The 26870-nt window shown below is 70.2% G+C and carries 30 protein-coding genes; 17 read left to right on the top strand and 13 right to left on the bottom strand.

Translation table 11 applies throughout. The annotated features are described in order from the left end of the window. Window positions 1-44: 44 nt before the first annotated feature. Complete coding sequence (locus Q0Z83_RS50475; RefSeq protein WP_317790697.1) at window positions 45-1352, bottom strand: ribonuclease D; 1308 nt, start codon at window positions 1350-1352, stop codon at window positions 45-47. Between the two features lie 146 nt (window positions 1353-1498). On the opposite strand from Q0Z83_RS50475, the gene Q0Z83_RS50480 reads away from it, so the two are divergent. Continuing rightward, the gene (locus Q0Z83_RS50480) at window positions 1499-2473 is read left to right on the top strand and encodes a S1C family serine protease (protein ID WP_317790698.1); all 975 of its coding nucleotides are present in this window, start codon (window positions 1499-1501) and stop codon (window positions 2471-2473) included. Here Q0Z83_RS50480 and Q0Z83_RS50485 read toward each other — a convergent pair. Beyond that, window positions 2470-3036 (bottom strand): DUF3000 domain-containing protein, encoded by a 567-nt coding sequence (locus Q0Z83_RS50485; protein WP_317790699.1) that lies wholly within the window; start codon window positions 3034-3036, stop codon window positions 2470-2472. The two genes, Q0Z83_RS50480 and Q0Z83_RS50485, sit on opposite strands and share 4 nt — an antisense overlap. A gap of 82 nt (window positions 3037-3118) precedes the next feature. Between Q0Z83_RS50485 and hemE the strand changes: the two genes are divergently transcribed. The 3 genes from hemE to hemQ all read left to right on the top strand — a co-directional run bounded on the left by hemE (window position 3119) and on the right by hemQ (window position 6332). After that, entirely contained in the window at window positions 3119-4153 is a 1035-nt protein-coding gene (hemE, locus tag Q0Z83_RS50490) for a uroporphyrinogen decarboxylase (RefSeq protein WP_317790700.1), read from the top strand. 95 nt (window positions 4154-4248) lie between these two features. Next, the gene (gene hemG, locus Q0Z83_RS50495) at window positions 4249-5634 is read left to right on the top strand and encodes a protoporphyrinogen oxidase (RefSeq protein WP_317790701.1); all 1386 of its coding nucleotides are present in this window, start codon (window positions 4249-4251) and stop codon (window positions 5632-5634) included. Next, window positions 5631-6332, top strand: a complete 702-nt coding sequence (hemQ, locus tag Q0Z83_RS50500; RefSeq protein WP_317790702.1) for a hydrogen peroxide-dependent heme synthase — start codon at window positions 5631-5633, stop codon at window positions 6330-6332. The genes hemG and hemQ overlap by 4 nt, the downstream gene beginning before the upstream one ends. Here hemQ and Q0Z83_RS50505 read toward each other — a convergent pair. Further along, window positions 6304-6759, bottom strand: a complete 456-nt coding sequence (locus tag Q0Z83_RS50505; RefSeq protein ID WP_317790703.1) for a GNAT family N-acetyltransferase — start codon at window positions 6757-6759, stop codon at window positions 6304-6306. The two genes, hemQ and Q0Z83_RS50505, sit on opposite strands and share 29 nt — an antisense overlap. 51 nt (window positions 6760-6810) lie before the next feature. Here Q0Z83_RS50505 and Q0Z83_RS50510 point away from each other — a divergent pair, with 51 nt between their 5' ends. Genes Q0Z83_RS50510 through Q0Z83_RS50525 form a run of 4 tightly spaced genes read left to right on the top strand, consistent with a single transcriptional unit; the run spans window position 6811 to window position 8987 of the window. Beyond that, window positions 6811-7065 carry an isoamylase early set domain-containing protein gene (locus Q0Z83_RS50510; RefSeq protein WP_317790704.1) on the top strand — a complete coding sequence of 85 codons (255 nt, stop codon included), beginning with the start codon at window positions 6811-6813 and terminating at the stop codon, window positions 7063-7065. A gap of 38 nt (window positions 7066-7103) precedes the next feature. Then, window positions 7104-7706, top strand: a complete 603-nt coding sequence (gene wrbA / locus Q0Z83_RS50515) for an NAD(P)H:quinone oxidoreductase (protein ID WP_317790705.1) — start codon at window positions 7104-7106, stop codon at window positions 7704-7706. Between the two features lie 10 nt (window positions 7707-7716). After that, on the top strand, window positions 7717-8514 hold the full coding sequence (locus Q0Z83_RS50520; protein ID WP_317790706.1) for a thymidylate synthase: 798 nt from the start codon (window positions 7717-7719) through the stop codon (window positions 8512-8514). Further along, complete coding sequence (locus Q0Z83_RS50525) at window positions 8511-8987, top strand: dihydrofolate reductase (RefSeq protein ID WP_317790707.1); 477 nt, start codon at window positions 8511-8513, stop codon at window positions 8985-8987. The genes Q0Z83_RS50520 and Q0Z83_RS50525 overlap by 4 nt, the downstream gene beginning before the upstream one ends. Here Q0Z83_RS50525 and msrB read toward each other — a convergent pair. After that, a complete protein-coding gene (msrB, locus tag Q0Z83_RS50530; protein WP_317790708.1) occupies window positions 8965-9363 on the bottom strand; it encodes a peptide-methionine (R)-S-oxide reductase MsrB in 399 nt (132 codons plus the stop codon). The genes Q0Z83_RS50525 and msrB overlap by 23 nt on opposite strands. Window positions 9364-9427: 64 nt before the next feature. On the opposite strand from msrB, the gene Q0Z83_RS50535 reads away from it, so the two are divergent. The 3 genes from Q0Z83_RS50535 to ligD all read left to right on the top strand — a co-directional run bounded on the left by Q0Z83_RS50535 (window position 9428) and on the right by ligD (window position 11668). Continuing rightward, on the top strand, window positions 9428-9907 hold the full coding sequence (locus tag Q0Z83_RS50535) for a hypothetical protein (RefSeq protein ID WP_317790709.1): 480 nt from the start codon (window positions 9428-9430) through the stop codon (window positions 9905-9907). Window positions 9908-10092: 185 nt separating this feature from the next. Next, complete coding sequence (locus tag Q0Z83_RS50540; protein WP_317790710.1) at window positions 10093-10578, top strand: hypothetical protein; 486 nt, start codon at window positions 10093-10095, stop codon at window positions 10576-10578. 70 nt (window positions 10579-10648) lie between these two features. Continuing rightward, window positions 10649-11668, top strand: a complete 1020-nt coding sequence (ligD, locus tag Q0Z83_RS50545; RefSeq protein ID WP_317790711.1) for a non-homologous end-joining DNA ligase — start codon at window positions 10649-10651, stop codon at window positions 11666-11668. On the opposite strand, the gene Q0Z83_RS50550 is transcribed toward ligD, so the two are convergent. After that, entirely contained in the window at window positions 11657-12124 is a 468-nt protein-coding gene (locus Q0Z83_RS50550) for a GNAT family N-acetyltransferase (protein WP_317797350.1), read from the bottom strand. The genes ligD and Q0Z83_RS50550 overlap by 12 nt on opposite strands. Window positions 12125-12180: 56 nt before the next feature. On the opposite strand from Q0Z83_RS50550, the gene Q0Z83_RS50555 reads away from it, so the two are divergent. Then, entirely contained in the window at window positions 12181-12633 is a 453-nt protein-coding gene (locus Q0Z83_RS50555) for a potassium channel family protein (protein ID WP_317790712.1), read from the top strand. Here the strand turns inward: Q0Z83_RS50555 and Q0Z83_RS50560 are convergent. Next, a complete protein-coding gene (locus Q0Z83_RS50560) occupies window positions 12584-14152 on the bottom strand; it encodes an alpha/beta hydrolase (protein ID WP_317790713.1) in 1569 nt (522 codons plus the stop codon). The genes Q0Z83_RS50555 and Q0Z83_RS50560 overlap by 50 nt on opposite strands. A 35-nt stretch (window positions 14153-14187) precedes the next feature. Continuing rightward, entirely contained in the window at window positions 14188-15255 is a 1068-nt protein-coding gene (locus tag Q0Z83_RS50565; RefSeq protein ID WP_317790714.1) for an ATP-dependent DNA ligase, read from the bottom strand. Between the two features lie 55 nt (window positions 15256-15310). On the opposite strand from Q0Z83_RS50565, the gene Q0Z83_RS50570 reads away from it, so the two are divergent. Then, on the top strand, window positions 15311-16141 hold the full coding sequence (locus tag Q0Z83_RS50570; RefSeq protein ID WP_317790715.1) for a MerR family transcriptional regulator: 831 nt from the start codon (window positions 15311-15313) through the stop codon (window positions 16139-16141). A 5-nt stretch (window positions 16142-16146) separates the two neighbouring features. Next, window positions 16147-17106, top strand: coding sequence for a transglutaminase-like domain-containing protein (locus Q0Z83_RS50575; RefSeq protein ID WP_317790716.1), 960 nt, complete (start codon window positions 16147-16149; stop codon window positions 17104-17106). 129 nt (window positions 17107-17235) lie between these two features. Here Q0Z83_RS50575 and Q0Z83_RS50580 read toward each other — a convergent pair whose 3' ends face one another. Next, the gene (locus tag Q0Z83_RS50580; RefSeq protein WP_317790717.1) at window positions 17236-17610 is read right to left on the bottom strand and encodes a DUF3037 domain-containing protein; all 375 of its coding nucleotides are present in this window, start codon (window positions 17608-17610) and stop codon (window positions 17236-17238) included. Then, window positions 17607-18329: a HipA family kinase gene (locus Q0Z83_RS50585; protein WP_317790718.1), complete on the bottom strand. Its 723-nt coding sequence runs from the start codon at window positions 18327-18329 to the stop codon at window positions 17607-17609. Before Q0Z83_RS50585 ends, Q0Z83_RS50580 begins: the two co-directional genes overlap by 4 nt. Here Q0Z83_RS50585 and Q0Z83_RS50590 point away from each other — a divergent pair. Continuing rightward, window positions 18313-18690, top strand: a complete 378-nt coding sequence (locus Q0Z83_RS50590) for a hypothetical protein (RefSeq protein ID WP_317790719.1) — start codon at window positions 18313-18315, stop codon at window positions 18688-18690. The genes Q0Z83_RS50585 and Q0Z83_RS50590 overlap by 17 nt on opposite strands. 171 nt (window positions 18691-18861) lie before the next feature. Here Q0Z83_RS50590 and Q0Z83_RS50595 read toward each other — a convergent pair whose 3' ends face one another. The 3 genes from Q0Z83_RS50595 to Q0Z83_RS50605 all read right to left on the bottom strand — a co-directional run bounded on the left by Q0Z83_RS50595 (window position 18862) and on the right by Q0Z83_RS50605 (window position 21299). Beyond that, window positions 18862-19938 carry an NAD-dependent epimerase/dehydratase family protein gene (locus tag Q0Z83_RS50595; RefSeq protein ID WP_317790720.1) on the bottom strand — a complete coding sequence of 359 codons (1077 nt, stop codon included), beginning with the start codon at window positions 19936-19938 and terminating at the stop codon, window positions 18862-18864. Between the two features lie 144 nt (window positions 19939-20082). Further along, window positions 20083-20886, bottom strand: coding sequence for an SDR family NAD(P)-dependent oxidoreductase (locus tag Q0Z83_RS50600; RefSeq protein WP_317790721.1), 804 nt, complete (start codon window positions 20884-20886; stop codon window positions 20083-20085). Window positions 20887-20951: 65 nt separating this feature from the next. After that, entirely contained in the window at window positions 20952-21299 is a 348-nt protein-coding gene (locus tag Q0Z83_RS50605; protein WP_106319498.1) for a histone-like nucleoid-structuring protein Lsr2, read from the bottom strand. Window positions 21300-22315: 1016 nt separating this feature from the next. On the opposite strand from Q0Z83_RS50605, the gene Q0Z83_RS50610 reads away from it, so the two are divergent. Continuing rightward, complete coding sequence (locus Q0Z83_RS50610; protein ID WP_317790722.1) at window positions 22316-22867, top strand: hypothetical protein; 552 nt, start codon at window positions 22316-22318, stop codon at window positions 22865-22867. A gap of 197 nt (window positions 22868-23064) precedes the next feature. Here Q0Z83_RS50610 and Q0Z83_RS50615 read toward each other — a convergent pair whose 3' ends face one another. Next, window positions 23065-26094 (bottom strand): putative bifunctional diguanylate cyclase/phosphodiesterase, encoded by a 3030-nt coding sequence (locus Q0Z83_RS50615; protein WP_317790723.1) that lies wholly within the window; start codon window positions 26092-26094, stop codon window positions 23065-23067. 75 nt (window positions 26095-26169) lie between these two features. On the opposite strand from Q0Z83_RS50615, the gene Q0Z83_RS50620 reads away from it, so the two are divergent. Beyond that, window positions 26170-26808: a class I SAM-dependent methyltransferase gene (locus Q0Z83_RS50620; protein WP_378079035.1), complete on the top strand. Its 639-nt coding sequence runs from the start codon at window positions 26170-26172 to the stop codon at window positions 26806-26808. The last annotated feature ends 62 nt before the right edge of the window (window positions 26809-26870 follow it).

Genomic DNA, 26870 nt, shown 5'->3' on the forward strand with positions numbered 1-26870 from the left:
GCTGCGCCGTCACGGCGGCCGCAACCTCACAAGATCGGTAGGGGTCAGGCCGGGTCGGGCAGGACCTCGGCCAGTTGGGTGGCCAGCAGGGTGACCTGCCAGTTGCGTGCGCCGAACCCGCGCAGCGTGTCACCGACCGTCCGTGAGCTGACCTCGTCCGGCGGTGACCACGCCAGGCGGCGGATGAAGTCCGGGCTGATCAGGTTTTCCGGGGGCAGGTTGTGCTGCTCGGCGGTGCCGACGACGACCTGCCGGCAGCGTGCCAGCCGGGCTGCCGCGACCGGGTCACGCTCGGCCCAGCGGTGCGGCGGCGGCGGACCCTCGACCGGCTGGTTCACCGGCAGAGCGTCATCGGGCAGGGACCGCGCCTGATCCAGCGCGTCCAGCCAGATCCGGGCCAGCCGACGCACCGAGCGGCCACCGAAACCGGGAATGCCGAGCAGGGTGCGCTCATCCTTCGGATCCGCCTCGGCCGCGGCGACTATCGCCGAGTCGGGCAGCACCCGGCCGGGCGCCGAGTCACGCCGGGCGGCGACACCGTCGCGCGCGTACCAGAGCGCGCGGACCCGGGATTGGGCACGCGCGCCACGAACCCGGTGAATGCCCGACGTGCGACGCCACGGGTCGGGGCGGACCCGGGGCGGCCGGTCGGCGCCGGCCACCAGGGCGGCGAACTCCTCGGCCGCCCACGCCGTCTTGTCCTGCCGGTCCAGCTCGTCGGCGAGCACGTCCCGCAGATCGGTGAGCAGCTCCACGTCGAGCGCCGCGTAGGTCAGCCACGACTCCGGCAGCGGACGGGTCGACCAGTCCGCTGCCGAGTGGTGTTTCTCCAGCGAATAGCCGAGCAGCTGCTCGGTGAGGGCGGCCAGCCCGACCCGCTCGAACCCGGCCAGTCGGGCGGCCAGCTCGGTGTCGAACAGCCGCCGCGGCCGCATGCCCAGCTCGGCCAGGCAGGGCAGGTCCTGGCTGGCGGCGTGCAGCACCCACTCGGTGTCGGCGAGAGCCGCGTCCAGCGTGCGCAGGTCGTCCAGCGGCAACGGGTCGATCAGCACCGTGCCGGACCCGGCGCGACGCAGTTGTACCAGGTAGGCGCGCTGGGTGTAGCGGTATCCGGACGCGCGCTCGGCGTCCACGGCGATCGGGCCGGTGCCGCCCGCCATCCGGGAGACCACGTCGGCCAATTCGTCCGAGGTCTCCACCGGGGCGGGCGTGCCGTCACGTGGGGCGGTCAGGGGTGTCGCGGGGCGGGAATCCTCGGGACCGCCAGATGTCGGGTCGGGCGGCACAAGGTGCGGTCCGTCCCCTGCCGTGTCCGGCGAGTCCCGACGGCGCAGGGGTGCTTCGTCGGTCACTCCGTAACCGTACGGGGGTAGCACCCCCGCTGTGCGCAGCAGGGCTCCCGGCGCGTCGATTCTCGATCTTCCGGGGGGTTCATCCGTTTGCCGCTCCGGTCCGTACCACCTGTCGCAGCGCCGAGACCACCGGGAGGCCGCGCCGTATGTCCAGCCCGTTCGAGCCCTTCACACCAGCCAACGGTGGGCGCCGTGCCCAGGAGTGGAACTGGCAGGAGGAGCAGTACCAGGCGCAGGACCCGTGGTCTCAGCAGCAGCCTCAATACCAGCAGTACGAGCAGCCCCAGTACCAGCAGCAGTACCAGTACCAGCAGCCGGTCTACGAGGCGCCGCAGCAGCAGTACCAGCAGGCCTACACGCCGCCGGAGCCGCGGGAGCGCAAGAACAGGTACAAGCCGGCCCTGTTCGGTCTGGTCGCCGCGCTGGTCCTGGTCTCGGGCTGGCAGGCGTTCCGGGTGGAGACCATCATCCAGAACAACAACGACATCGCCGACGTGGTCAACTCCTCCCAGGACCGCGTCGAAAAGCTGGAGAAGCAGCAGACCGCGGCCAACTTCGACTCGGAGGGCATCGCCGAGGACGTGCTGCCCAGCGTCTTCCGGGTGCGGGCCGGCGAGTTCACCGGCACCGCGTTCGCGGTCAGCGAGGCCAACGGGCGGACCAGCCTGTTCACCAACTTCCACGTGGTGGAGGAGATCTTCGAGGACGGCGAGCGGCAGGTGACGCTGGAACGCGAGACCACCCGGATCAACGCCACCATCGTCAAGGTGGACAAGGAGAAGGACCTGGCCCTGCTGCGGGCCAACCGGGAGATCAAAGCGCTCGGGATCGCCGCCGGCAAGGTGAAGTCCGGCCAGCAGGTGCTGGTGGCGGGTGCGCCGCTCGGCCTGGAGGACTCGGTCACCACCGGCGTGATCAGCGCCTTCCGCAACACCGAGGACGGGCCGACGATCCAGTTCGACGCCCCGATCAACCCGGGCAACTCCGGCGGGCCGGTGGTCAACTCGAGTCGCCAGGTGGTCGGCATCGCCACCGCGAAGGCCCGCGACGCCGAGGGCATCGGCCTGGCCATCCCGATCGAGGTCGCCTGCGAGACCCTCGGGGCCTGCGGAAACGGTTAGACCCGTAACTGCCGGTCGCTCAGCGAGGCCACGCCGGGCGGCGGCAGGCCGGCCGTCGAGGCGAGCATCGCCAGCCAGCCCTGCAGGTGCGCGCCGAAATCGCCGGAAGTCGGCGTCCAGGACGCCCGCACCTCCAGGTCGGCGGTCGGGTCCGGACCGGCCAGCTCGCCGAACCGGGTGGACGCGGTCTGCGTGACCGTGCCGCCGATCGCGGTGTAGGCCGCCGCGTACTGGTCCAGCCCGTCGGTCAGCCAGGTCCAGGCCACTGCCGGCAGCAGCGGGTCGGAGGCCAGATCATCCTCCAGCTCCGCGGTGATCAGCGTGACCAGCCGCAGGTCACCGCGCCAGGCGTCGTGCCCGGCCGGATCGTGCAGCAGGATGAGCCGGCCGCTCGCCACCTCGTCACCGGCGCGGAGCACGGTGGCGCTGAGGGCGAACGAGAACGGCGCGAGCCGCTGGGGCGCGGCGATCTCCTCGAGCAGGATCTCCGGCCGCGGCGACTCCGCGCGCAACCCGGCGACGGCGCGGGTGAACGCCTCGGGGGCAGCGGAGGGGGACGCCATGGGGAAAGCCTATGCCGATCTCGCCGCCGTCCCGTGCTCGGCGCGCCGCCGGGACGATTCACTCGCGTGGCACGATGTTTCGGTGACGGTTCTTGAGGATTCCCCCTTCGTCCGGGCGTGTCGTGGTCTGCCCGTTACGCACACCCCGGTCTGGTTCATGCGGCAGGCCGGGCGCTCGCTGCCGGAGTACCGCAAGATCCGCGAAGGCGTCGGCATGCTCGAGTCGTGCCGTCGGCCCGATCTGGTCACCGAGATCACCCTCCAGCCGGTGCGCCGGCACAACGTGGACGCGGCGATCTTCTTCAGTGACATCGTGGTGCCGATCGCGGCCGCCGGCATCGATCTGGACATCGTGGCCGGCACCGGCCCGGTGGTGGCCGAGCCGATCCGCACCGAGTCTGATCTGGCCCGGTTGCGCCAGTTGGCACCGACTGACGTCGACTTCGTCACCGAGGCGGTGAAGCTGCTGGTGGCCGAGCTCGGCGAGACCCCGTTGATCGGCTTCGCCGGCGCTCCGTTCACGCTGGCCAGCTATCTCATCGAGGGCGGTCCGTCGCGGACCTATCTCAAGACCAAGGCGATGATGTACGGGGCCCCCGACCTGTGGAACGCCCTGCTGGCCCGCCTCGCCGACATCACGCTGACGTTCCTCCGGGTCCAGGTGGACGCCGGGGTCAGCGCCGTCCAGCTGTTCGACTCGTGGGCGGGCGCGCTCTCCGAGGCCGACTACCGGCGGCACGTGATGCCGCACTCGGCGCGGGTGCTCAACGGCCTGCTCGACGCGGGCGTGCCCCGGATCCACTTCGGTGTCGGCACCGCGGTGCTGCTGGAGGCGATGGGTGAGGCCGGTGCCGACGTGGTCGGTGTGGACTGGCGTACCCCGCTCGACGAGGCGACCAGGCGGATCGGCCCGGACCGTTCGGTGCAGGGCAACCTGGACCCGGCGATCCTCTTCGCCGGGTGGGAGACCGTGGAGCGCGAGACCAGGCGTGTCCTGGCGCAGGGCGCGTCGGCCCCCGGGCACGTCTTCAACCTGGGCCACGGCGTGATGCCGGAGACCGACCCGGAGATCCTGACCCGGCTGGTCGCCCTGGTTCACGAGGTTTCCGGGTCCTAAGGCCCTGGAGCGCGGGATCCGTCGGGCACAAGGATCGCGTCACAGCGGCGGACCCCGGTGGCCGGAGCCGGGCGCGACCTGGGAGTGTGAAGAGCGTGCGGAAGCGGATCGCGGTCATCGGCGGCGGCATCGCGGGCCTTGCGGCGGCGGTGCGGCTGCGGGATCTCCATCCGTCCGGGGTCGACATCATCGTGTACGAGCGAAGCACCACCCTGGGTGGCAAGCTCCAGACCGGTGAGCTGGGCGGACGTCGGGTCGAGCGGGGTGCCGAGTCGTTTCTGAACAGTGGCTCCGACGGCGCCGAGTCGGCGGCCGTGGCACTGGCTCGGCGACTCGGTCTCGGTGACTCCCTGGTGCACCCGGCGGCCCGGCCGGCCGCGTTGGCGATCGGCGGCCGGCTCGCCCGGATCCCCACCGGCACCCTGGTCGGGGTGCCCGGCGACCTGTCCGTGCTGGACGGTGTGGCCCGGCCCGCCGGCGGCGCCGATGTGGACCGTGGCGTGCCGCTGCTGGCGCCCGGTGCCGATGTGGCGGTCGGTGCCCTGGTCCGCGAGCGGTATGGCGACGAGGTGGTGGACCGGCTGGTCGACCCGATGCTCGGCGGGGTCTACGCGGGGCGGGCCGACCGGCTGTCCCTGCGCGTGACGATGCCGCAGCTGGCGGCCACCGCGGAGACCGAGCACACGCTGGTCGACGCGGTCCGGGCGGCGCAGGCCCGCGGTCGGCGTATCCCGGGGCGGCCGGTCTTCGCGGCCGTCGACGGTGGGATGAGCCGTCTGATCAGCGCCGCCGCGTCGGCGTCGGGGGCACGCCTGGAGCTCGGGCTGCCGGTGCGCGAGCTTTCCCGTACCGCTGCGGGCCGTTGGAAGTTGATCTTCGGATCGGCGCCGGCGCCGCGGGTGGACGAGGTGGACGCGGTGATCCTCGCGGTTCCGGCCAAGCCGGCGGCGCGGCTGCTCGGTGACGCCGGGGCGGAGATCGCGGCCCTGGAGTATGCGAGTGTCGCGCTCGCCGCACTGGCCCTGCCCGCGGAGACGGCGCTGCCGGAGTTGTCCGGTTTCCTGGTCCCGCCGGGCGAGGGGACGCTGGTCAAGGCGGCCACGTTCTTCACCACGAAGTGGCCGCATCTGGCCGACCGGCCCGGCCCGGTGGTGGTGCGGGTGTCGCTGGGGCGCGCCGGCGAGGAGGAGCGGCTGCAGCTCGACGACGCGTCGCTGCTGGCCGTGGCCCGCCGGGAGTTGAGTGAGCTGATCGGCGCCACCCTGCCGGAGCCGGCCGAGTCGTGGGTGCAGCGCTGGGGTGGTGGCCTTCCGCAGTACGCGCCGGGTCATGCCGACCGGGCGGCGCGGGTGCGGGCCGGGTTGCCGGAGGGCCTGGCGGTCGCCGGGGCGGCGTTCGACGGCGTCGGCATCCCGGCGTGTGTGGCCAGTGGCGAGCGTGCGGCAGACGATGTGAGCAAGTTTCTGGAGGGGAATCGATGACCGAGCAGACCAATGCGGCCCGCATCAAAGAGCTGAACGCGACGATCCGGTACACGATGTGGTCGGTGTTCCGGGTGTCGTCGCCGCTGCCGGCGCTGCGCGACGAGGTGGCCGGTGAGGTCGACGGCCTGTTCGAGCAGCTCGGCGGCAAAGACGTGACGGTTCGCGGCACCTACGACGTGTCGGGCCTGCGCGCCGACGCCGACATCATGATCTGGTGGCACTCCAGCTCGTCGGACGCGCTGCAGGACGCCTACGGACTGTTCCGCCGCACCGCGCTGGGCCGCCACCTGGAACCGGTCTGGTCGCAGATGGCGCTGCACCGCCCGGCCGAGTTCAACCGCAGCCACCTGCCGGCCTTCCTCGCCGGTGAGGATCCCCGCGCCTACCTGTGCGTCTACCCGTTCGTGCGGTCCTACGACTGGTATGTGCTGCCCGACGAGGAACGGCGCGCGATGCTGGCCGAGCACGGGCAGATGGCCCGACCGTACCCGGACGTGCGGGCCAACACGGTCGCGTCGTTCGCGCTCGGCGACTACGAGTGGATGCTCGCCTTCGAGGCCGACGAACTACACCGGATCGTCGACCTGATGCGTGACCTGCGGGCCTCGAAGGCCCGGCTGCACGTCCGCGAGGAGGTGCCGTTCTACACCGGCCGCCGCCGCTCGGTCACTGAGCTGATCGCGAATTTGCCATAGGCACGTGGGGGATCCCGTCCTCCAGGAACTCCGGGCCGGTCGTCTCGAACCCGTATCTCCCGTAGAACCCGGCGAGGTGCGCCTGGGCGTCGAGTACGGCCGGCCGGTTACCGATCACCGCCAGGGCGTGTTCGATGAGGCGCCCGGCCAGACCGGCGCCACGGGCCTCCGGGGCGGTCACCACCCGGCCGATCCGCTCGACTCCGTGGTCGCTGAGGATCCGCAGGTAGGCCCGGACCTTCTTCCCCTGCGCGAACCACAGATGCCGGGTTCCGGGCTCATCGTCCCGTCCGTCCGGATCAAGGTAGGCACATTCCTGCTCGACCACGAAGACCTCGCTGCGCAGCTTGAGAATTTCGTAGAGGGTGGTGGTGTCCAGGTCGCGGAAGGACGCCACCCGCAGCTCGTCATGAGGTTCGGGATGCATCGGCACAACATACGCGGCAGTGCGACGTTGTACCGGTGAAGGGAGGGCTTCATGATCAAGACGAGTAAGTTGTTCGGGAGCAAGACGAGGGTGACCTTCTCCCTGCCGGCGGACGTGCCGGCCGGGACGGTCAGTGTGGTCGGTGACTTCAACGGCTGGGAGCCCGGAAAACACGAGCTCCAGGTGCGGCGCAACGGCACCCGGACGGTCAGCGTGCCGCTCGAGCCCGGGCACTACAAGTTCCGCTATCTGGCCACCGACGGCGTCTGGCTGGACGACGAGGATGGCAGCGAACTTCATCTATAAACGTTTCGGTCGGGCCTCGGGGGAGATCTCCTGTAGTCATGGCTGATGTGAAACTGGCGATCATCTATTACTCGTCGACCGGCACCATCCACTCCATGGCTTCTCGGTTGAGCGAGGCGGCTGAGAAGGCCGGTGCCGAGGTGCGGCTGCGCCAGGTCGCCGAGCTGGCTCCCGCGGAGGCGATCGCGTCCAACGCGGCGTGGAGCCAGCACTTCGACCGGACCAAGAACGAGCCGAAGGCGGCCGCCGACGATGTGGTCTGGGCCGATGCCGTGCTCTTCGGCACACCCACCCGATACGGCAACGTCGCCAGCCAGCTCAAGCAGTTCCTGGACACCCTGGGCCCGCAGTGGGCGCAGGGTCAACTGGCGAACAAGGCGTACGCCGGGTTCACCGCCTCGATGACCGAGCACGGCGGGCAGGAGTCGACGCTGCTGGCGCTGTACAACACCATCTACCACTTCGGTGGGGTGGTGGTGGCGCCCGGATACACCGATCCGCTGAAGTTCGCCGACGGCAACCCGTACGGCGTCTCGCATGTCACCGGAGGCGGCAACGACGCCCCGCTGGGTGACGCGCAGCACGCGGCACTCGATCACCTCGCCCAGCGCATCGTCAGCATCGGCGGCAAGCTCCGCTAGTTTGGTCGGCATGGCTGTCGACACCCAATACGAAGACCTCCTGCGGCGCGTCCTGGAGTCCGGCACTCCCAAGAGCGACCGCACCGGTACGGGGACGCTCAGCCTCTTCGGTGAGCGTCTCCGCTACGACCTGTCCCAAGGGTTTCCGCTGGTCACGACCAAGCGGGTGCATTTCAAGTCGCTCGCCGTGGAGCTGCTCTGGTTCCTCCGCGGAGACACCAACGTGCAGTGGCTGCGCGACCAGGGCGTGACGATCTGGGACGAGTGGGCGGCTCCGGACGGTTCGCTCGGGCCGGTCTACGGCAAGCAGTGGCGGTCCTGGCCGACGTCGCGGGGTGATGTCGATCAGCTGGCCGAGGTGGTGGAGAGCATCCGGACGAATCCGGACTCCCGGCGCATGATCGTGTCCGCCTGGAACGTGTCCGACATCCCGGACATGGCACTCGCACCCTGCCACGCGCTGTTCCAGTTCTACGTGGCCGACGGCAGGCTCTCCTGCCAGCTCTACCAGCGCAGCGCCGACCTCTTCCTGGGTGTGCCGTTCAACATCGCCAGCTACGCGCTGCTCACCCAGCTGATCGCCGCGCACGTCGGTCTGGAGCCGGGCGACTTCATCTGGGTCGGTGGCGACGTGCACATCTACACCAACCACATCGAACAGGTGAGAGAGCAGCTCACCCGCGAGCCTTACCCGTTCCCGACACTGGAGGTCAAGCCGCGGGAGAGTCTCTTCGAGCACGAGTTCGAGGACTTCACCGTGGTCGGCTACCGGCACCACCCGCTGATCAAGGCACCCGTCGCGGTATGACCATCCACATGATCTGGGCCGAGGCCCGCGGCCGGGTGATCGGTGCCGGCCCGACGATCCCCTGGCGGGTTCCGGGCGAGCAGCGGACCTTCAAGGAACGGACGATGGGCGCCGCGGTCGTGATGGGCCGGGCCACCTGGGATTCGCTGCCCCGGCGCCCGCTGCCCGGTCGGGAGAACATCGTGCTCACCCGTTCGCGGGACTGGTCGGCGCCCGGCGCCACCGTGGTGCACTCGCTCGACGAGGTGAAGGCCGACGACTTCTGGGTGATGGGCGGCGGCGAGATCTACGCCGCCTTCCTGCCGCGCGCCGGCCACATCGTGCGCACCCGGATCGAGCTCGACGTGGCCGGTGACGTCCACGCCCCGGAGCTCGGTGACGACTGGGTCGTCACCGAGTCCAGCGGGACGATCACCGCGGAGAACGGTGTCTCCTACGTGATCGAGGATCTCAGGCGGCGGGATCCAGCCTGATCGACAGGCTGTTCACACAGTGCCGCGTGTTCTTCGGGGTGAAGCCCTCACCCCGGAACACGTGACCCAGGTGTGAGTCGCAGTTGGCGCACCTGATCTCGGTGCGCACCATCCCGAGGGTGCGGTCCTCGATCTCCCGGACCGCGCCCGGGATCGCGTCGTCGTAGGACGGCCAGCCGCAGTGGCTGTCGAACTTGCTGCCGCTCTCATACAGTGCCGCGCCGCAGGCCCGGCAGTTGTAGACGCCCTCGGTCTTGGTCTCCACGTACTCACCACTCCACGGCCGCTCCGTACCGGCCTCGCGGAGCACGTAGAACTCCTCCGGGGACAGGCGGATGCGCCACTCGTCCTGAGTGGTAGGCAGATCGGTCGTCATGCTGTCAACCGTACGTCGCACGCCCGGTCCGCCAGGAGTGATGTTCACCCGGAGTTGACCGGTCATGGAAGGTGCTTCTCCCGCGACGTTCCGGCCGACCTGGCAGCAGGGTCTGGGCCACGGTCTCTACCTCGGCGTGTACGGCGCTGTGGCGACTGTCACGACAGGGGTGATGGTGGCTCTCCTGTGGTCCGGCCCACCCGGCTGGACGTGGGCCGCGCTGATCGTGACGCCCCTGGTCACGGGTGCTCTGGCCGGTCTGCTGGCGGGGCGTCGGACCGGCGTCGAGGTGGGTGCGCGCGGGATCCGTACCTCATCGGTCTTCGAAGAGGGTGTCGCGCCGTGGAGTCGGGTGGTGGACCTGCGGGCCGAGCGGCGCGGGCGGCGCAACGTGGTCTCGGTCTATCTGGATTCGGGGGCCAGCGTGCAACTGCACGCACCGTACAGCGGGGGATTGTTCGCGGCGGATCCCCAGTTCGAGCTCAAGGTGTTCGCGCTGTCCCATTTGTGGCGGAGTCACCGTTTCGGTGGTCTTCCGGGCTGAAGACCCGCCGGAGGGTGTTTCCGGGTAAAACGGGCAATTACCGTTAAGCTCCCGTGCGACCATGGAACGTACCTTCCGCAACAGAACGGATACTCCTCATGAGCTTTTCGCGCCGTCCGGCCGCTGGAATCGCCACGGTCGGTGCCTCAGTTCTTGCTGCTCTGGCCCTCGGTGGTGCCCCCGCCATGGCGGCTGACGTCATGATGAAGACCGGTCACGCGATCATCACGCCGACCCCCGATACCGGGGACCAGCGCGGCAACCCGGGCTACGGCGGCACTGTCCAGCAGGTGCCCGGCACTCCGGCCACCACGACCCCGGCGCCGGCTGTGACGACCCCGGCCCCGGCCGGCACCGTCAAGGCGGCGACCGCCACGCCGACCCGTGGCGGCCCCGGTTACACGCCGTCGCAGGGCATCAGCGGTTCGCCGTCCCCGTCGGTGACGCAGAGCCTGCCCACCGGCACCGTCAAGGAGACCCCGGGCACCGGCGTCAACTCGGCGACCGCGGGCCCGCGGCCCTCCACCAGCGCCGGTGGCCAGGGCGTCAGCTCGGGCACCCGCCTCGCGGTGACCGGCGCCCCGCTCGGTGGCACCCTCGCCCTCGGCGGCCTGATGCTGGCCGGCGGCGTGGCCGCGGTCTGGTACACCCGTCGCCGCCGCAGCGCCTGACGATCATTCTCGGCACGGCCGTCCGGTTCGCCGGGCGGCCTGCGCCCCTCGTTGCCCGTAGGCTCGGGACATGCCGAAAGCAGCCGCTGAAGAGCATGAGATCGCCGGCCACATCGTGCGCCTGAGCAGCCCCGACAAGATCGTCTTTCCGGGCCGCGGATTCACCAAACGGGACGTCTTCGACTACTACCTGGCGGTCGGCGACGGCATCCTGCGGGCGCTCCACGACCGTCCCACCACGCTCCAGCGCTTCCCCGACGGCATCGAGGGCGAGGCGTTCTACCAGAAACGCATCCCCACCCGCGGCGTCCCCGACTGGATCAAGACCGCGACGATCAAATTCCCCAGCATGCGTACGGCCGACGAGCTCAGCCCGGCCGACCTGGCCCATGTCGCCTGGGCCGCCCAGATGGGCACCGTGGTCTTCCACCCCTGGCCGGTGCGCGCCGCCGCCCCCGACGAACCCGACGAACTGCGCATCGACCTCGACCCGCAGCCCGGCACCGGTTTCGCCGACGTGATCGCCACCGCCGGAGTGGTCCGCGAGGTCCTCGCCGAGCTGGGCTGGACCGGCTACCCGAAGACCTCGGGCGGCCGCGGTGTCCACATCTACGTGCGGATCGCCCCACGCTGGTCGTTCGTGGACGTGCGGCGTGCCGTGATCGCCCTGGCCCGTGAGGTGGAGCGCCGCAACCCGGCCGGCATCACCACCTCCTGGTGGAAGGAGGAGCGCGGCGAGCGGGTCTTCCTCGACTACAACCAGATGGCCCGGGACCGGACCATCGCCTGCGCCTACTCACTGCGGGCCAACGCCCGGGCCACCGTCTCCGCCCCGGTCACCTGGGCCGAGCTGGCCTCGGCCGAGCCCGACGACTTCGACCTGCGGACCATGCCGGCCCGGTTCGCCGAGGTGGGCGACCCGCACGCGGGCATCGACGACGTCGCCCACGACCTCACCCCGCTGCTGGAGTGGGTCGAGCGCGACGAGAAGGCCGGCCTCGGCGACCTGCCCTACCCGCCGGACCATCCGAAGATGCCCGGCGAGCCCAAGCGGGTGCAGCCCTCCAAGGACCGCGACCTAAAGCAGTAGTTTCATGCCCTCGTGGGACGCCTCGAAGCCGAGGGCGGCATAGAAGCGGTGCGCGTCGGTGCGCCGCTTGTCCGTGGTGAGCTGGACGATCGCGCAACCCCGCTCGCGGGCCCGGTCGATCGTCCAGCGGATCAGCTCGCCGCCCAGGCCGCGGCCACGGCGACCCGAGTCGATCCGGACCGCCTCGATCAGCATCCGCTCGGCCCCGTTGCGGCTCAGGCCCGGGATGAACGTGAGCTGGCACGTCCCGATCACCTCGTCGCCGTCGACGGCCACGATCAGCTCGTTGCGGTCGTCGGCGTCGATCGCCTCGAACGCCGCCCACACCGCCGCGTCGACCGCCTCCGGCACGGCTCCCTCTCTGCTGCCGAACCCCCGCTTGCGGCTGATCTCATCATCGGCGAGCAGGGTGAGAACGGCTGGTACATCGGCACGGGTGGCGATCCGGATCTGCATGATCGAAAGCTTGTCACGGGCTGTCATGGGACCTTCACGTCGGGCACGATGACCTCATGGACGCGCTGCTCTGGTTGCCGCGACTGCTGTACCGCGCCGTGGTCTGGCTGGCCAACTCACCCAAGACGCTGCTGATCGCGTACTCGATCCTGATCGTCGTCTGCGGTGTTCTCTACCGGCATTTCGAGCATCGGAGCATCGGCGACTCGATCTGGTGGGCCGTCGTGACCGCCTCCACCGTCGGCTATGGCGACATCTCCCCGACCTCCTGGCAGGCCCGGGTGATGGCCGGGATCCTCATCTCGGTCATGGTGCTGCTGGTCATCCCGCTGATCACCGCGCATTTCGCCAGCCGGCTCATCGTCGACAACGATGCCTTCCGCCACGAGGAGCAGGAGGAGATCAAGCACCACCTGCGGGTGATCCGGGCGATCCTCGAGGAGCGTCAGAGCGACCCGGTCACTTCGGAGGGCAGCGCAAACCCTCCTGAGGGACCTTCAGATCGATGAGGTACGCGTCGACGGCGTTCCGGATGCAGGCGGTCGACGGGTAGGCGGTGTGGCCCTCGCCCTCCCACGTCAGTACATGCCCGACACCCAGCATGTTCGCCAGGTCGGCGGTGTTCTCGTACGGCGTCGCCGGGTCGCCCGTGGTGCCGACCACCACGATCGGCGGGGCGCCCTCGGCCTTGCCCGCCGGATACGGGTCACGCTCGCCGCCCCAGTAGGTGCACGGCAGCATCCCGATCGCCAGCGCCGGGCCGAACATCGGGTACTTCTTGCGCCACTCGCCCTGGAGCTTGCGCACCTCCGCCGCGGTCGGCGCCTTGTCGGTGTCCGCGCAGTTCACCGCCAGGTTGGCGTCGAACAGATTGGAGTAGGTGCCGTCCGGCTCGCGCTCCGCGTACGAATCGGCCAGTTCGAAGACGCCCTCGGCATCACCCGCGGCCAGACTGTCGATCGCCTCGGCCAGGCTGGTCCAGCCCGACTCGGTGTAGAGCGACGAGATCACGCTCAGGAAGATCCAGCCCGGCGTCGCCTCCCGCCCGTCCGCGCCGCGCACCGGCGAGACCTCCGCCTTCGCCAGCGCGTCGGTCACCGCGCCCCGGGCATCCGGCGCGATCGGACACTTCGTGGCGTTCTGCGAGCACCAGTCGGTGAAGTTGGTGAACGCCCGCTCGAAGCCCTTCGCCTGCTGCTCCGAGCCGGACACGTAGTCCTCGGTCGGGTCCACCGCACCGTCCAGCACCAGGGCCCGCACGTTCTTCGGGAACAGTTGCGCGTAGGTCGCGCCGAGCAGTGTCCCGTACGAGAAACCGAGGTAGGTCAGCTTCTCGTCGCCGACCGCGGCCCGCAGCGCGTCCAGGTCGCGGGCGGCCTGCTCGGTCGCATAGGTGCGCAGGCTCGGGCCGTACTCAGTGGCGCAGCCGTCGGCGATCTTCTTGTTCAGCGCTGCGATCTCGTCGAACGCGGCCTGGTCGACCGGATCCGGATCGGCGGCGAAACTCGCGTCCTGATCCTTCGCCGAGATGCACTTCACCGGATCGGACTCACCGACGCCGCGCGGGTCGAACCCGACGATGTCGAACCGGTCGGTGATCTCGGTGGGCAGGCCGCCGAACGCCTGCCCGAAGGTCAGGTAGACCGCCACGTCGATGCCCGAGCCGCCGGGGCCGCCCGGGTTCAGCAGCAGCGAGCCGATCCGCTCCTTCTGCCGGTTCGACCGGATGCGGATCATGTCGATGCCGTACGTCTCCCCGGCGACCGGTTTCGCCCAGTCGGTGGGCACATCGACCGTGGCGCACTCGTAGGTCATCCCCTCCGCGGTGCGGCCGACCAGCTCACGGGGCACCTCCGGGCACGGTTTCCACCGGGGTCCGGACCCGGAACCGGCCGGCGCCGGGGTGCTCGCGCCACCCTGGCGGGCCGGCTCGTCCGAGCCCTCCGGAGCGAACGAGGGCAGCGTGCACCCAGCCGTCAGGACCAGCACGGAGAGGACTGCGACAGCCAGGCGTGAGCGACGATCCACGCAACGACCCTATCCGGTCCGCGCCGGTCGCCCCGTCAGCGGCTGGTGAGCACCTCGGCCAGATCGAACCGCACCGGCCGCTCCAACTGCTCATATGTGCAGGTCAGCGGGTCGCGGTCGGGGCGCCACCGTTCGAACTGGGCGGTGTGCCGGAATCGGACACCCTCCATGTAGTCGTAGCGGACCTCGACCACCCGTTCGGGTCGCAGCGGCGTGAACGACAGGTCCTTGCCCGCGTTCCACCTGCTCACCTCGTTCTTGCGGGGTGTCCGCTCGCCCTGCTCGTGCGCCGCCCAGTTCCACGGATGTCCCTCGAACGTGGTGACCAGCGGCTGCAACTCCTCGAACAGCTCCTCCCGGACCGCCATCGGGAACGAGCCGATCACCCCGACGCTCACCAGGACACCGCGCTCGTCGTGCAGGCCCAGCAGCAGCGAGCCGATCCGGTTCTCGGCCGACTTGTGCACCCGGTAGCCGGCCACCACGCAGTCGGCGGTGCGCTTGTGCTTGACCTTCGCCATCACCCGCTTGTCCGGCTGGTAGGTCAGGTCACGGGACTTCGCGATCAGACCGTCCAGCCCGGCGCCCTCGAACTCGGCGAACCAGCGACGAGCCGTCTCCAGATCGTCGGTCGCCGGAGTCACGTACACCGGAGGTTTGGCGTTTTCCAAGGCTTTCATCAGCATTTCGCGTCGTTTGTGGAACGGCAGCTCGGTCAGATCCTCGTCACCGAGCGCGAGCAGATCGAACGCCACGAAACCGGCCGGAGTCTGCTCGGAGAGCAGCTTGACCCGGCTCGCCGCCGGATGGATGCGCTGCTGGAGGGCCTCGAAGTCGAGCGTGTTCCGCTCGGTGTCGGCCACGATCACCTCGCCGTCGATCACCGCGCGCTCCGGGAAGTTCGCCCGGATCGCCTCGACCACCTCGGGGAAGTAGCGGGTCATCGGCTTCTCGTTGCGGCTACCGATCTCCACCTCGTCGCCGTCCCGGAAGACGATCGACCGGAATCCGTCCCATTTGGGCTCGTAGATCTGGCCGGGCGGGATGTCCGCGACGGGTTTGGCGAGCATCGGCTTGACCGGTGGGTTCAGCGGGAGCTGCATTCGATCAGTGTGCCCCCTTTACTCGGCCCCTGGGGCAGGCTCCACCATCGAATCCATGAACACGCGGGGGATCGCGACGATGACCATCGGAGAGTTCGGGCGGAGGGCCGGGCTCACCGTCAAGGCCCTGCGGCTCTACGAGGGGTCCGGGCTGCTGCCACCGGCCGAGGTGGATCCCAGCGGATACCGGCGATACACCTCGGCGCAGCTCGACCGGGCCGTCCGGATCGGCCTGCTACGCCGGCTCGGCATGCCCCTCGCGGTCATCGCCGAGACGCTCGACGTGCCCGACACCGCGGCGGTCCGTCGGCTCGATCAGTGGTGGGCCGCCGAGGAGGCGGCGGCCGCGGCCCGGCGGGAGAGTTACATCTGGCTGCGCACCCGGCTCGCCCACGGTGACGAGCCGGAGCGGCGATACGAGGTCCACATCGCCACGAGCCCGGCCCGTAAGGTCGCGACGCTGGCGATCGAGGTCGACCAGGAGCACCTGGTGCCCGGGATGGGAGCCGCCGAGTGGGAGATCCGGCGTCACCTGGAGGAGCAGGGCGCGTCGACCACCGGCGAGCACTGGGCGATCTATCACGGACAGGTGACCCCCGACAGCGAGGCACGGGTGGAGGTCTGCGTGCCCTACGCGGGAGTCCTCGAACCGGCCGGGCGGATCATCCTGCGGATCGAGCCGGAGCGCCTGATCACCTACGCCGAGGTCACTCGTGACGACTGCTTCTATCCGCGCATCGTGGGGGCCTACGGGGCGGTCAGCGAGCACGTCCGGGCCGCCGGGCTGATCGTCACCGCCCCGCCCCGGGAGATCTATCTGGACAGCTGGGACAGGCTCGCCGCCACCGACCCGTTCGTGCACGTGGCCCAACCGTTCGAAGGGTGAGACCGATGGACTACACACGACAGACACGTTTCTCCGACCCGGGCCGCCACCTGAGCCGCCTCGCCGCTCTCGCCGGCCCTCCTCTCGCCGCTGCCGGCCCCTCCGATCTCGTCGCCGAGGTCGGTGCGGCCGTCCGCAACCTCGTCGTGCACTACCGGGCGTCCGGGCTGGACTTTCCGCCCGACCGGCTCGCCGAGATCGACAGCCGGTGGGTGGAGACCATGCTCGACACCCTTCCGCCCGATCAGCCGCTCGACGAGCCGCGCCCGGCCGAGCAGCGGATCGTCGGCTGCTGCCGCGACTTCACCCTGCTCACCGTCGCCGCGTTGCGGGCCAGGGGCATTCCGGCGCGCAGTCGGGTCGGGTTCGCCGACTACTTCGACCCGGGTTTCCACGGCGACCACGTGATCACCGAGTTCCACGACGGCACCCGCTGGGTCGCCGCCGACACTCAGCTCGATCCGGGTGACGGATTCCCGGTCGACGTCACGGATGTCCCACTGGGTCCCGGCGGGTTGCGCCCCGCGGCCCAGTGCTGGCTCGCCTTCCGACGAGGCGAAATCGACCCCGAGACCTATGGGGTGGGCCCCGGCGTGCCCATCCACGGCCCTCTCATGATCAGGAAGTATCTACTGACCGAGCTGGCCCACCGATACGGTGACGAAACCCTGCTGTGGGACTTCTGGGGTGCCGACGCGGCCCTGCTCGGCGACCTGGGCGGCCGCCCGCTCGTCGAGGTGTGGTCCGACCTGCCCTCGTGGGATTCCGGTGAGGTGACCCTGCTCGACGAGATCGCCGAGCTGCTCGTCGCGGCCGACGCCGGCGACATCTCAGCCGAGGACCGCCTGGCCAAGCTCTACGCGACCGACCCACGGGTGCATGTCGGCGACACCGTCACCTGTCACTCACCACGAGGCCTCGGCTACGACGTCGACGTCCGCCGTCCGTCCCCGCCGGCCCGCTGATTCCCGCCCAACCGGTCGCCTCGCCACTGCGGCCGGTTGGGGTGTGGCGGGCCGCCTCGCCACTGCGGCCGGTTGGGGTGTGGCGGGCCGCCCCGCCACCGCGGCCGGTTCGGGTGTGGCGGGGTGCGGTCAGCGGACCAGGAGGTCGACGAGGCGGTTCAGTTCGTCGGCGGGGACGGCCGTCAAGCCCATGTGCACCGGCCCCGCGCGCAGGATCGTGCTGCGGGGGGCCACCAGCCAGCGGAAGCGTTCGCCGAGGCGCATCTGCCCGGAGGCCCCGTCACCGGTGCAGGTCTGCTCCCACGCCTGCAGTGCCACGCGGATGCCCTCGACGTCGGCTGCCGGGTCCAGCGCCCGCAGTCGAGCCTCGTCCAGGTGCGTCCGCGCGGACAGGAAGTCGTGGCGCTGGCTGTAGAGCAGCACGCCGACGTTGATCAGCTCACCACGTTCGATCCGTGGCACGGCCTGGACGATCGCGTACTCGTAGGGGGTCAGTGTTGTCACGGCAGCCACGCCTCCGGCCGCGCCGCCCGCTGCGACAGGTGGTTCCGGTAGGCGTCCCGGTCACCGTCCTCCAGCCACTCCGCCGGGACCAGGGCGATCACCTCCGCCAGCAGCTCGGGGGTGATCCGTTCGGCCAGCGCCGGACCCTCGGTCGCGAGCTCCGTGGCGTAGGGCTTCAGCACGTGGTCGTCCCACTTGTAGGGCCGGTGCACGACGCTCTCCGCGCGCGGCCAATTGTGGTGGAAGTAGAGGGTCGCCCCGTGGTCGATCAGCCACAGCCCGCCGTGCCACATCAGCAGGTTCGGGTTGCGCCAGCTCCGGTCGACGTTCTCGACGAACGCGTCGAAGGCGATCACCCGGCTGGCCAGCCCCGGCTCGACATGGTGGGGCACGGGGTCGTAACCGAGCGCTCCGGGCAGGAAGTCCATCCCCAGATTGCCGCCGGCGCTGGCCTTGATCAGCTCCTGCACCTCTTCATCCGGCTCGGCCCGGGCGACGACCGGATCCAGCTCGACCCGGGCGAGTTTCGGCACCGGCAGCCCGAGACGCCGGGCCAGCTCACCGGCGATCACCTCGGCGACGAGTGCCCGAGGCCCCTGGCCGGCCCCACGGAACTTCACCACATAGGTCCCGAGATCGTCGGCCTCGACCACACCGGGAAGCGATCCACCCTCCCGCAACGGCGTGACATACCGGATAGCAGTGACCTCACGAAGCACGCCGCCCACCCTACGGCCGTCCGCGCCCTGCCGAGCCGGCGCCCTGACCGGGTATGCCGTTTGCCTGCGGCTGTTCGTGCTGCGCCGGATCGGCGCCCTGACCGGGTATGCCGTTTGCCTGCGGCTGTTCGTGCTGCGCCGGATCGGCGCCCTGACCGGGTATGCCGTTTGCCTGCGGCTGTTCGTGCTGCGCCGGACCGGCGCCCTGACCGGGTACGCCGTTTGCCTGCGGCTGTTCGCGCCCCGCCGGACCGGCGCCCTCGCCGTTTTCTTACGGCCGTCCGTGTCTCGCGGGACCGGCGCCCTGACCAGGTACGCCGTTTTTTACGGCCGTTCGTCTCACGCGGGACCGGCGGCCTGACCGGGTAGGCCGTTTTCTTACGGCCGCTTCACCCACTCCGCCGCCAGGCGCCGCATTTCTCGGGACCGACGCATACGCCCGGCGGTCGCGTTGGAGGCCCTGAGTGGGCAATGCCTCGCGGGGGAGGCTCGGGGCCCGTGGTTGCGGTCGGGTGCGGGTGGCCGTACCGGATCAGTAAGGGTTTCTGGTTCCTGGGAGGCGGCCTCGCAGCAGGCCGCCGAAGCGTCCGGGCAGATCGGGGGTGTCGGCCAGGGGTGGGCTTTCGGTGCCTGCGGTGTCGGCCATGCCGGCCAGGAGTTCTCGCAAAGCGCTCACAGCGTCGGTTTTCGGGCGCCAGCCGAGTTCGGCGGCGGCTCGGTCGCAGCTCATCAGCGGTGCCTTCAGCGCCAGGCGCACCCATCCCCGGTCGACCGGCTGCATCCTGAGTTGCCAGGTCAGCGCGGCGGCGCCCTCCAGAAGCAGACCAGGGACACGCAGCGGTACGCCGTGGAAGGCACGCCCCACGATGTCGGCGTCGAGGACGGGGCCGGCGGCCAGGTTGACGGCGCCCCGCATGTCGGCGCGGAGTACCCGCAGGTAGGCGTCGGCCACGTCGTCGGCGTGCACCGCCTGCATGCGGAGGCCCGGGTGCTGCGGGACGATCGGGATGCGGCCGAAGCGAAGCAGGCTCGCGGGCAGCAGTGGTCCGGCGAAGTAGCGCGCGATCTCGGTGCCCGCGTCGCGTTGGAAGATCAGGCCCGGGCGGAGCCGGACGATCCGCATCGTGGGATGGTCCGATTCGATCTCGTCGAGCATCCGTTCCACGAGTGCCTTGTGCCTGCTGTAGGACGATTCGGGTACTCCGGTGCGCAGCCACGTCTCCCGGACGAACGCCCGCTTCGGGCCCGGCGCGTAGACGCCGACCGACGACGCGTGCGCCAGGACCGGGACGCCGGCCCGGATCGCGGCCCGGAAGACCGCGCGGCTGCCGAGGACGTTCGTCAGGTACAACCGGCGCTGATCGTGGCTGGGCTGGATCTGCCAGGCCAGGTGCACGACCGCGCCGGCTCCGGTGAACACCTCGGCCAGACGATCAGTGGCGTCGTCGGCGCCGATGTCGACCGGGTGCCAGGTGACGTCCGCGTACGGGCCGGTGGGTGACGGCGGGCGGCGGCAGACACCCGCGAGTTCAAGATCGGGTTCGGAACGCAGGCGGCGCAGCAGGGCGGTGCCGGAGTTCCCGCTGGCGCCCACGATCACTACACGCATGGGTGTTGCGGTACCCCTGAGCGGGACGTTGAACCGCCCTTTTCGGTGGCCGGTTTACGTCGAGCCGGTGGCGTTCCATTCGAAAGGGCGCGGTTGTGGATTTCCTGTGAGCGGGCGCTATCGAAGACGGGCGCTGCGGGCCGGCTATCCGGAATTGGTCCCGTTCCGCTTTCCCGCATCCGGGTCCTCGTTTCCGGCCGTGCGGTCCGTGTTTCCGGTGGTCGGGCTCTTTTCTCGGGCCGCCTTGCCGGCGTAGAGCCGATCCGGGATCGCCGGCAGGGCATTGGCCAGCAGGATGGCGGCCCGATACTTTCCGGGAACGACCACACGGCGGCGCGGTCGGGTCAGTGCCCGTTCCACGGCGGCCGCCACGATTTCCGGGCCGGGCAGGCCGGAACGGTGCGCCGTCATCTCGGTGGCTATGTGACCGGGCTCGACGAGAGTGACACCGATACCGGTGCCGGCCAGTTCCCGGCGTACCGAGTCGTTCATCCCGCGCAGTGCGAACTTGGTCGCCGAATAGATGCCGCTGATACCGATCTCGCCGGCCACCGAGCCGATGTTCACGATCGAACCGGACCGTTGCCGCCGCATGATCGGGACGACCGCCCGCATCAGCCGGATCGGGGCCAGCAGATTCACCTCGACCGTCGCTCGTACCTCGGCCTCGTCGGCCAGGACCGACTTGTCACCGCCGATCCCCGCGTTGTTGATCAGAGCGTCGATCCGGCCGGACACCGTCAGAGCCCGCTCCACCAGCGCATCCACGGCGGCCGGCTCGGTGACGTCGGTCGGCACCGGCATCGCCGACCCGATCTCCGCGGCCACCGACTCCAGTTCGGCGGCGCGACGCGCGGCGAGGACCACGGTGTCACCGCGGGCCGCCAGGCGTATGGCGACCGCCCGCCCGATCCCGCTCGACGCACCGGTCACGATGACGACGGCCACGAACCTCCCCTTTCGACGGCAAACGGCGCCACCCGTCGACGGGTGGCGCCGTTTGCTCGAGGAAACTAGCGCTTGCTGTGGTACGCCTCGACGACCTCACTCGGGATCCGTCCACGTTCCGAGACGGTGAAGCCGTTCTTGTTGGCCCACTCCCGAATGGCCTGATTCTGGTCGCGGCTGGAACGGCTCGAGACGGCCGGAACTGCGCGACGGGCAGGGGTCGGAACGTTACCGTTCCGGCCCAGCCGGGTGGCTGCGGAGAGGAACGGTTCCAAAGCTTTACGCAGCTTGCCGGCGTTCTTCTCGGACAGGTCGATCGTGTAGTTGACGCCGTCGAGGCCGAATTCGACGGTGCGGTCCGCTTCCGTACCGTCGAGGTCGTCGGTCAGCACGGTAATTATCTGCTTGGCCATGGTTGTTCGACTCCTACAGCGAGTTATTCGGCTGACGCTGCGCGCACACGCCAGTCCAGCTCGCGAATGCTCGTCGTCGCATTCATTCTGTCGTCCGGAAGGCGGCCAGTGCAAATTGCCCGTTCTGGCATGTCGCAATTGCCTGGTACGAACCGGCCCGCAGGCCTTTTCGCCGATGTGAATGTGCGGTAACGTCGCAGGTGGGAGCGCTCCCACTTCCTCTGGAGGGTAGATGAGACGCGCCGTGCAAGTCGTGACACCGGCTGGCCTGGTGGCCTTCGCGGTCGCCACCGCGATCGTCGCCGCCGAGCCGGCCTGAGCCCCGCCCGCGCTCGAAATCGAGCGCTGGTCCGCAGCGTAGTGGACCTTGCGCGCCCGACGCCACCGCCAGGTGGCCCTCGACCCGAGCCGCCTCGTCGCCGATTCTCCGGTGCCGGGGCGGTTCGCCGTTTCCGGGTTCGGCGGTCACTCACAACCTTCGCCGCCGGGGCAAATGATCACCCGGGAGTGGTCGGCCCGGCCGCCTGCTCGGGTCGCCTGTCTGGTTCAGCGCGGTCGCGGGCGGGGTCGCCTTCCCGGCGGACTCGTGCCCGCTCGGGTCGATGCCATGTTTAGCCCGGCTCCGGTTGATTCGCCCCGGGGTGTTCGGTTTAGCTGACTCGCTCGTTGCGGTCCGCTTGGGCGACCGGTCCGGGCTGGGCTTTTCCTGTCGTTTGCTCCTCGTCGTTCATTTCGGCGTTCGCTCCTGGCAGCTCGCACCTAGAGGTTCACTCCTGATTGATTGCTCCTGGCGGTTCGCTCCTAGGGGCGTGCTCCTGGTTGTTTGTTCTGGTTGTCGGCTGATGTGCCGCCGCTCGGTGCTTGCTCGTCGGCTGTTCGAGGTCCCTGCTGCGGCCTGTGATTCTGGGGTGATTTGTGAGGTTGGGTGCGGGTCGTGGAAGCGGCGGCGGTTCGTGAGGTGGTCGAAATGGCGGAAAGGCTGTAAGCATGTAATCACGTAAGTTTGGGAGGTTGAGATGCGAGTTCGTTTTGCCCAACAGGGTGGTCGTGCTGAGCCGCCCGCCGCTGACGACGCCGCCGCCTGGATCGCCGGTGCGGTTCCGGATGGCTGGTTCGCCGAGCGGCCCGAAGTCGTCATCGATCGTGACGAGATCATCATCTGGGGCCGGCTGCCTCGGCCCGAGATGGGCGAAGAGGTGACCGAGGCTGATGCGGCCGCGGCCCAGGCCGGGCGGATCGCCCAGTTCCGCGAGGACACCCGGGACGCCCGGATCCGGGTGGCTCGTCAGGTCGAGCACCGCTACCAGCGCAAGGTCGCGTGGGGTGCCCGCTGCGGCGACGCGTCGGAGTTGTTCACCCACCTGTCGGCGCCGGTGATGACCCGGCTGCGCCAGCCGGAGCGGCAGGTTCTCGACACCCTCGTCGACGCGGGGGTGGCCCGGTCCCGGTCCGAGGCGTTGGCCTGGTGCGTCAAGCTGGTCGGCCGGCACACCGAGGACTGGCTCACCGACCTTCGCACCGCCATGACCCAGGTCGACGAGCTCCGCCGCCGGGGCCCGGACGCCTGACCCCGGTCGCCGAAAATCCGGCGTGGTGGCCTGCGCTGCGCATCAGACCGCTGGTCACCACGCCGCGGGTATGGATTTCCGCGCGGTGACCAGCGGGCCTGGTGGGGCCGTTGGTGACCACGTTGCGGGCGGTAGACCGGCGTGTGGTGAGCCGCGGCGTGGATCGGGCCACAGAGCATCATGCGGTTCAGGGTGGGTCAGACGGCAATGGACTGGGGGCTTCGGAGCCAGGCCAGCACCTCGGTCGGACCCAGCGGACTGGAGAACAGGAACCCCTGGCCCAGCGGGCAACCCAGACGGACCAGGACGTCCCGGTGGGCGACGTCCTCGATGCCCTCGGCCACGACGGTCAGGCCCAGCGACTGGGCGAGGCTCACGATTCCGCTGACCAGGGCCATCGGCTGCTGCCCGAGGATCATGTCGTCGATGAACGTCTTGTCGATCTTGATGACGTCGATCGGGCGGGACCGCAGGTAGCCGAGGGACGAGTAGCCCGTACCGAAGTCGTCGATCGCGATCCGGATGCCCATCTCGCGCAGGACGCCCAGGTCGGTCCAGATCCGTTCGTCGTCCTTCACCAGCAGTGTCTCGGTGATCTCCAGCATCAGCGACTCGGGCGGGACCCCGGTATGCGCGAGCGCCGTCCGGACCTGCTCGACGAACCCGCTCTCCCGGAACTGCCGGACCGACACGTTGACGCTCATGTACGGCGCCTGCCCGGCCGGCAGGATGCGCCGCCACTCGGCGACCGTACGCAGCGCCTCCTCCAGCACCCAGCGGCCCATCGGCAGGATCAGCCCACTCTCCTCGGCGACCTCGATGAACTGGTCCGGCGTGACGACGCCCCGCTTCGGGTGATGCCAGCGGACCAGCGCCTCGAAACCGACCGCGGTACCGGACGGCAGGTCGACGATCGGCTGGTAGTGCAGCAGGAAATGACCTTCGTTGACGGCGTGGTCGAGCGCCGACCGCAGTTCCAGCCGTTCGACCATCTCGTTGTGCAGGTGCGCCTGGTAGCGGCGCCACTGGTTCTTTCCGGCGCCCTTGGCCACGTACAACGCGAGGTCGGCCTGGCGCAGCAACTCGTCGGCGTCGCCGCCCTCGGGGGTGGTGGTGATGCCGATGCTGGCCATCGCGTACAGCGGCTTGGCGTCCGTCATGATCGGCTCGGCGAGAGCGGTGAAGATCCGGTTGGCGGTCTCCTCGACGGCGCCGGGGTCGTTGACGTTCTCCACGATCGCGGCGAACTCGTCACCACCGAGCCGGGCCGCGGTGTCGTCGGCCCGCAGCGCCCCGGCGATCCGGTGCGCCACCTCGATCAGCAGCTGGTCGCCGACCGCGTGACCGAGCGTGTCGTTGACCATCTTGAAGTCGTCCAGGTCGATGAAGAGCACACCGATCACCGAGCCGTCGCGGGTGCTTCGGGCCACCGCGTGGGCCAGTCGGTCGTTGAAGAGCACCCGGTTCGCCAGGCCGGTCATCGCGTCGTGGAACGCCTGGTGGGTGAGCTCGTTCTGCAGGCGACGCTGCTCGGTGACGTCGCGCATGGTGATGACCAGGCCGGACACCGTCGGTTCGGTACGCAGGTCCCGGCAGTGCAGTTCGAGGAGCACCTCGGTACGCCGGTTGCCCCGCGCCCGGAAGTCGAGCTGCTGCTCCAGCTGGTGCCCGCCTCGGACGGCCGTGAGCACGTCACCGAGCCGGGCCCGTTCGCCAGGGTGGATCACCTCGGGCAGCAGGGCCCCGGTCGGGTCGCTGCCGAAGACACCGACCGCGGACGGGCTGGCGTACTGGATCCGGTCGTCCTCGTCCAGGATCGTGATCACGTCGGCGGTGTTCTGGATCAGCGTCCGGAAGTAGGTCTCGCTGTTACGCCGGGCCACCTCGTGCCCGAGCGCGATCCGTTCCAGCGCCAGCGCCACCTGCGCGGCCAGCACCTCCACCGACCGCTGCAACTCCAGCAGCGCCCAGGTCGGTGCGCCCACGTGCAGGACACCCACCAGCGGGTCGCCGCCCGGACGGTCCTTCAGGACCATCGGGCAGCGCAGCGTCTTGGTGAACTGGGTGAGGCGTACCGCCACCGCCCAGTCCACGTCACGCGTGGTGACCAGGCGGGCCGCGGTGCCTGTCGCCCGGTCCACGGAAGCCTGCGCGGCGGCCTCCGGCGACTGCGGCTCGGTCTGCGCGATCGCTATCGCCAGCACCACCCCGTGCGGCACGTCACCCGGGATCAGTTGGGCGACCGCGGTGCGTACGGCCAGCCCGACCGCCTCACTGTCGACGGCCGAGACGAGCACCGCCGAGGCCTCCCGCAGCGCCCGTTCCCGGGACATCGCCTGCCGGAAGCTCGCCATGATGCCGGCCATCCGGGCCAGCACCAGCGCCACCATCAGCGTGCTGAGCGCGGCCACCACGGTCAGGCCGGCGAACTGGCCGTCCCGGAACATCTTCACCAGCAGCACGGTCGGCGCGACCATGGCCGCGAATCCGAGCAGCGCCAGCCGGGCGTGACTGGTCTCGGCGGGCGGTGCCTCGGCCGGCCGGGTCAGCTCGGCCATCGACGGGATCAGCGCGGCCAGCCCGGCCGCCGTGTAGAGCGCCAGATGACCGAATCCGGACGCCCGGCCCACGTCGGCGACGAGCAGCGCCACCACCCCGGCACCGAGCAGATAGCCGGGCGCGACCAGCCGGCCCGGCATGGTCGCCAGCCGGACCAGCAGCCCCATGCAGAGCAGGTCGGCGACCGGCATGGCGATCTCGGTCCACCCGGTGGCGGCCGACCCCTCCAGCCGCGGGCCGACCACGAACGTCCAGATCAGCAGTGCCACCCCGGACGTGACGGTGAGCGCGTCGAGCAGGCCGGCCATGTCCCGGGACGCGCTGGTGCGGCGGTCCACGAAACCGGCCAGGGCGACGGCCAGCGCGGCGTACGCGACCAGCAGCAGCGCGATCCCGGCCGGTTCCAGCCAGGTCAGCCAGTTGGTGATGAACGACGGGGCGTACGCGGCGGCGCCACCGGCCGCGGACAGGACGACCGCCCCGGCCAGCACCCACCACGGTTTGACGTCGTCCGGCTGACTTCGCCGGATCCCCACGGAGAGCGCCACCACGGCGGACACCCCGGCGACCAGCCGCAGGGGCGCCTGCAGGCCCGGCTGCAGCCCGAAGGCCACGGCGAGCACCACCATCCAGGCGCCGAAGATGGTGGCAGGCCACCGTGTCGGCATCGGTGCTCCCTCCCGACGTACCCCCTTGTCGAACTGATCGGCCCGGTTGCCGCACATCTGAGTGGCGACGGCACAATCGCAGGCGTGCTTCTGGAGTTCGTTCGTGCCCACACCGTGTCGGCGCCGGTCCCGTTCGTGCCCGAGGTCTCGCTGTTCCAGGCGGCGGACCCGATCGCCCTGTGGGAGGCCACCGAGTCGGCCGGGCCCCCGCAGCCGCCGCCGTTCTGGGCGTTCGCGTGGGCCGGCGGTCAGGCTCTGGCCCGGCACGTCCTCGACGACCCGGACCTGGTCGCCGGGCGCAGCGTCCTCGATCTGGCGACCGGTTCCGGCCTGGTCGCGGTCGCTTCGGCCAAGGCCGGCGCGACGCCGGTGACGGCCAACGACATCGATCCGCTCTCGCTCGCCGCGGCACAGGCCAATGCCGAGGCCAATGGGGTACGGGTGACGACAGTCGAAGCGGACCTGCTGGACAGCGACGACAGGTACGGTGTCGTGCTCGCCGGTGACGTCTTCTACAGCCGGGAGATGGCCGGGCGGGTGCTGCCGTTCCTGCGCCGGGCCGCCGGTCGTGGCTCACTGGTGCTGGTCGGTGACCCGGGCCGGGCCTACCTGCCGGAGGGTCTGATCCAGCGGGCGGTCTACGACGTCCCGGTGATCGAGGAGTTGGAGAGCATGCCGATCCGCCGCACCACCGTCTGGCAGGTCACCGCCTGACCGCGGTGACGGCGACGGGCATGCATGAGCCGGCGGCGGGCGGGTCTCCGGACGGACCGCCT

This window comes from Actinoplanes sichuanensis, from assembly GCF_033097365.1.
Lineage (GTDB): Bacteria > Actinomycetota > Actinomycetes > Mycobacteriales > Micromonosporaceae > Actinoplanes > Actinoplanes sichuanensis.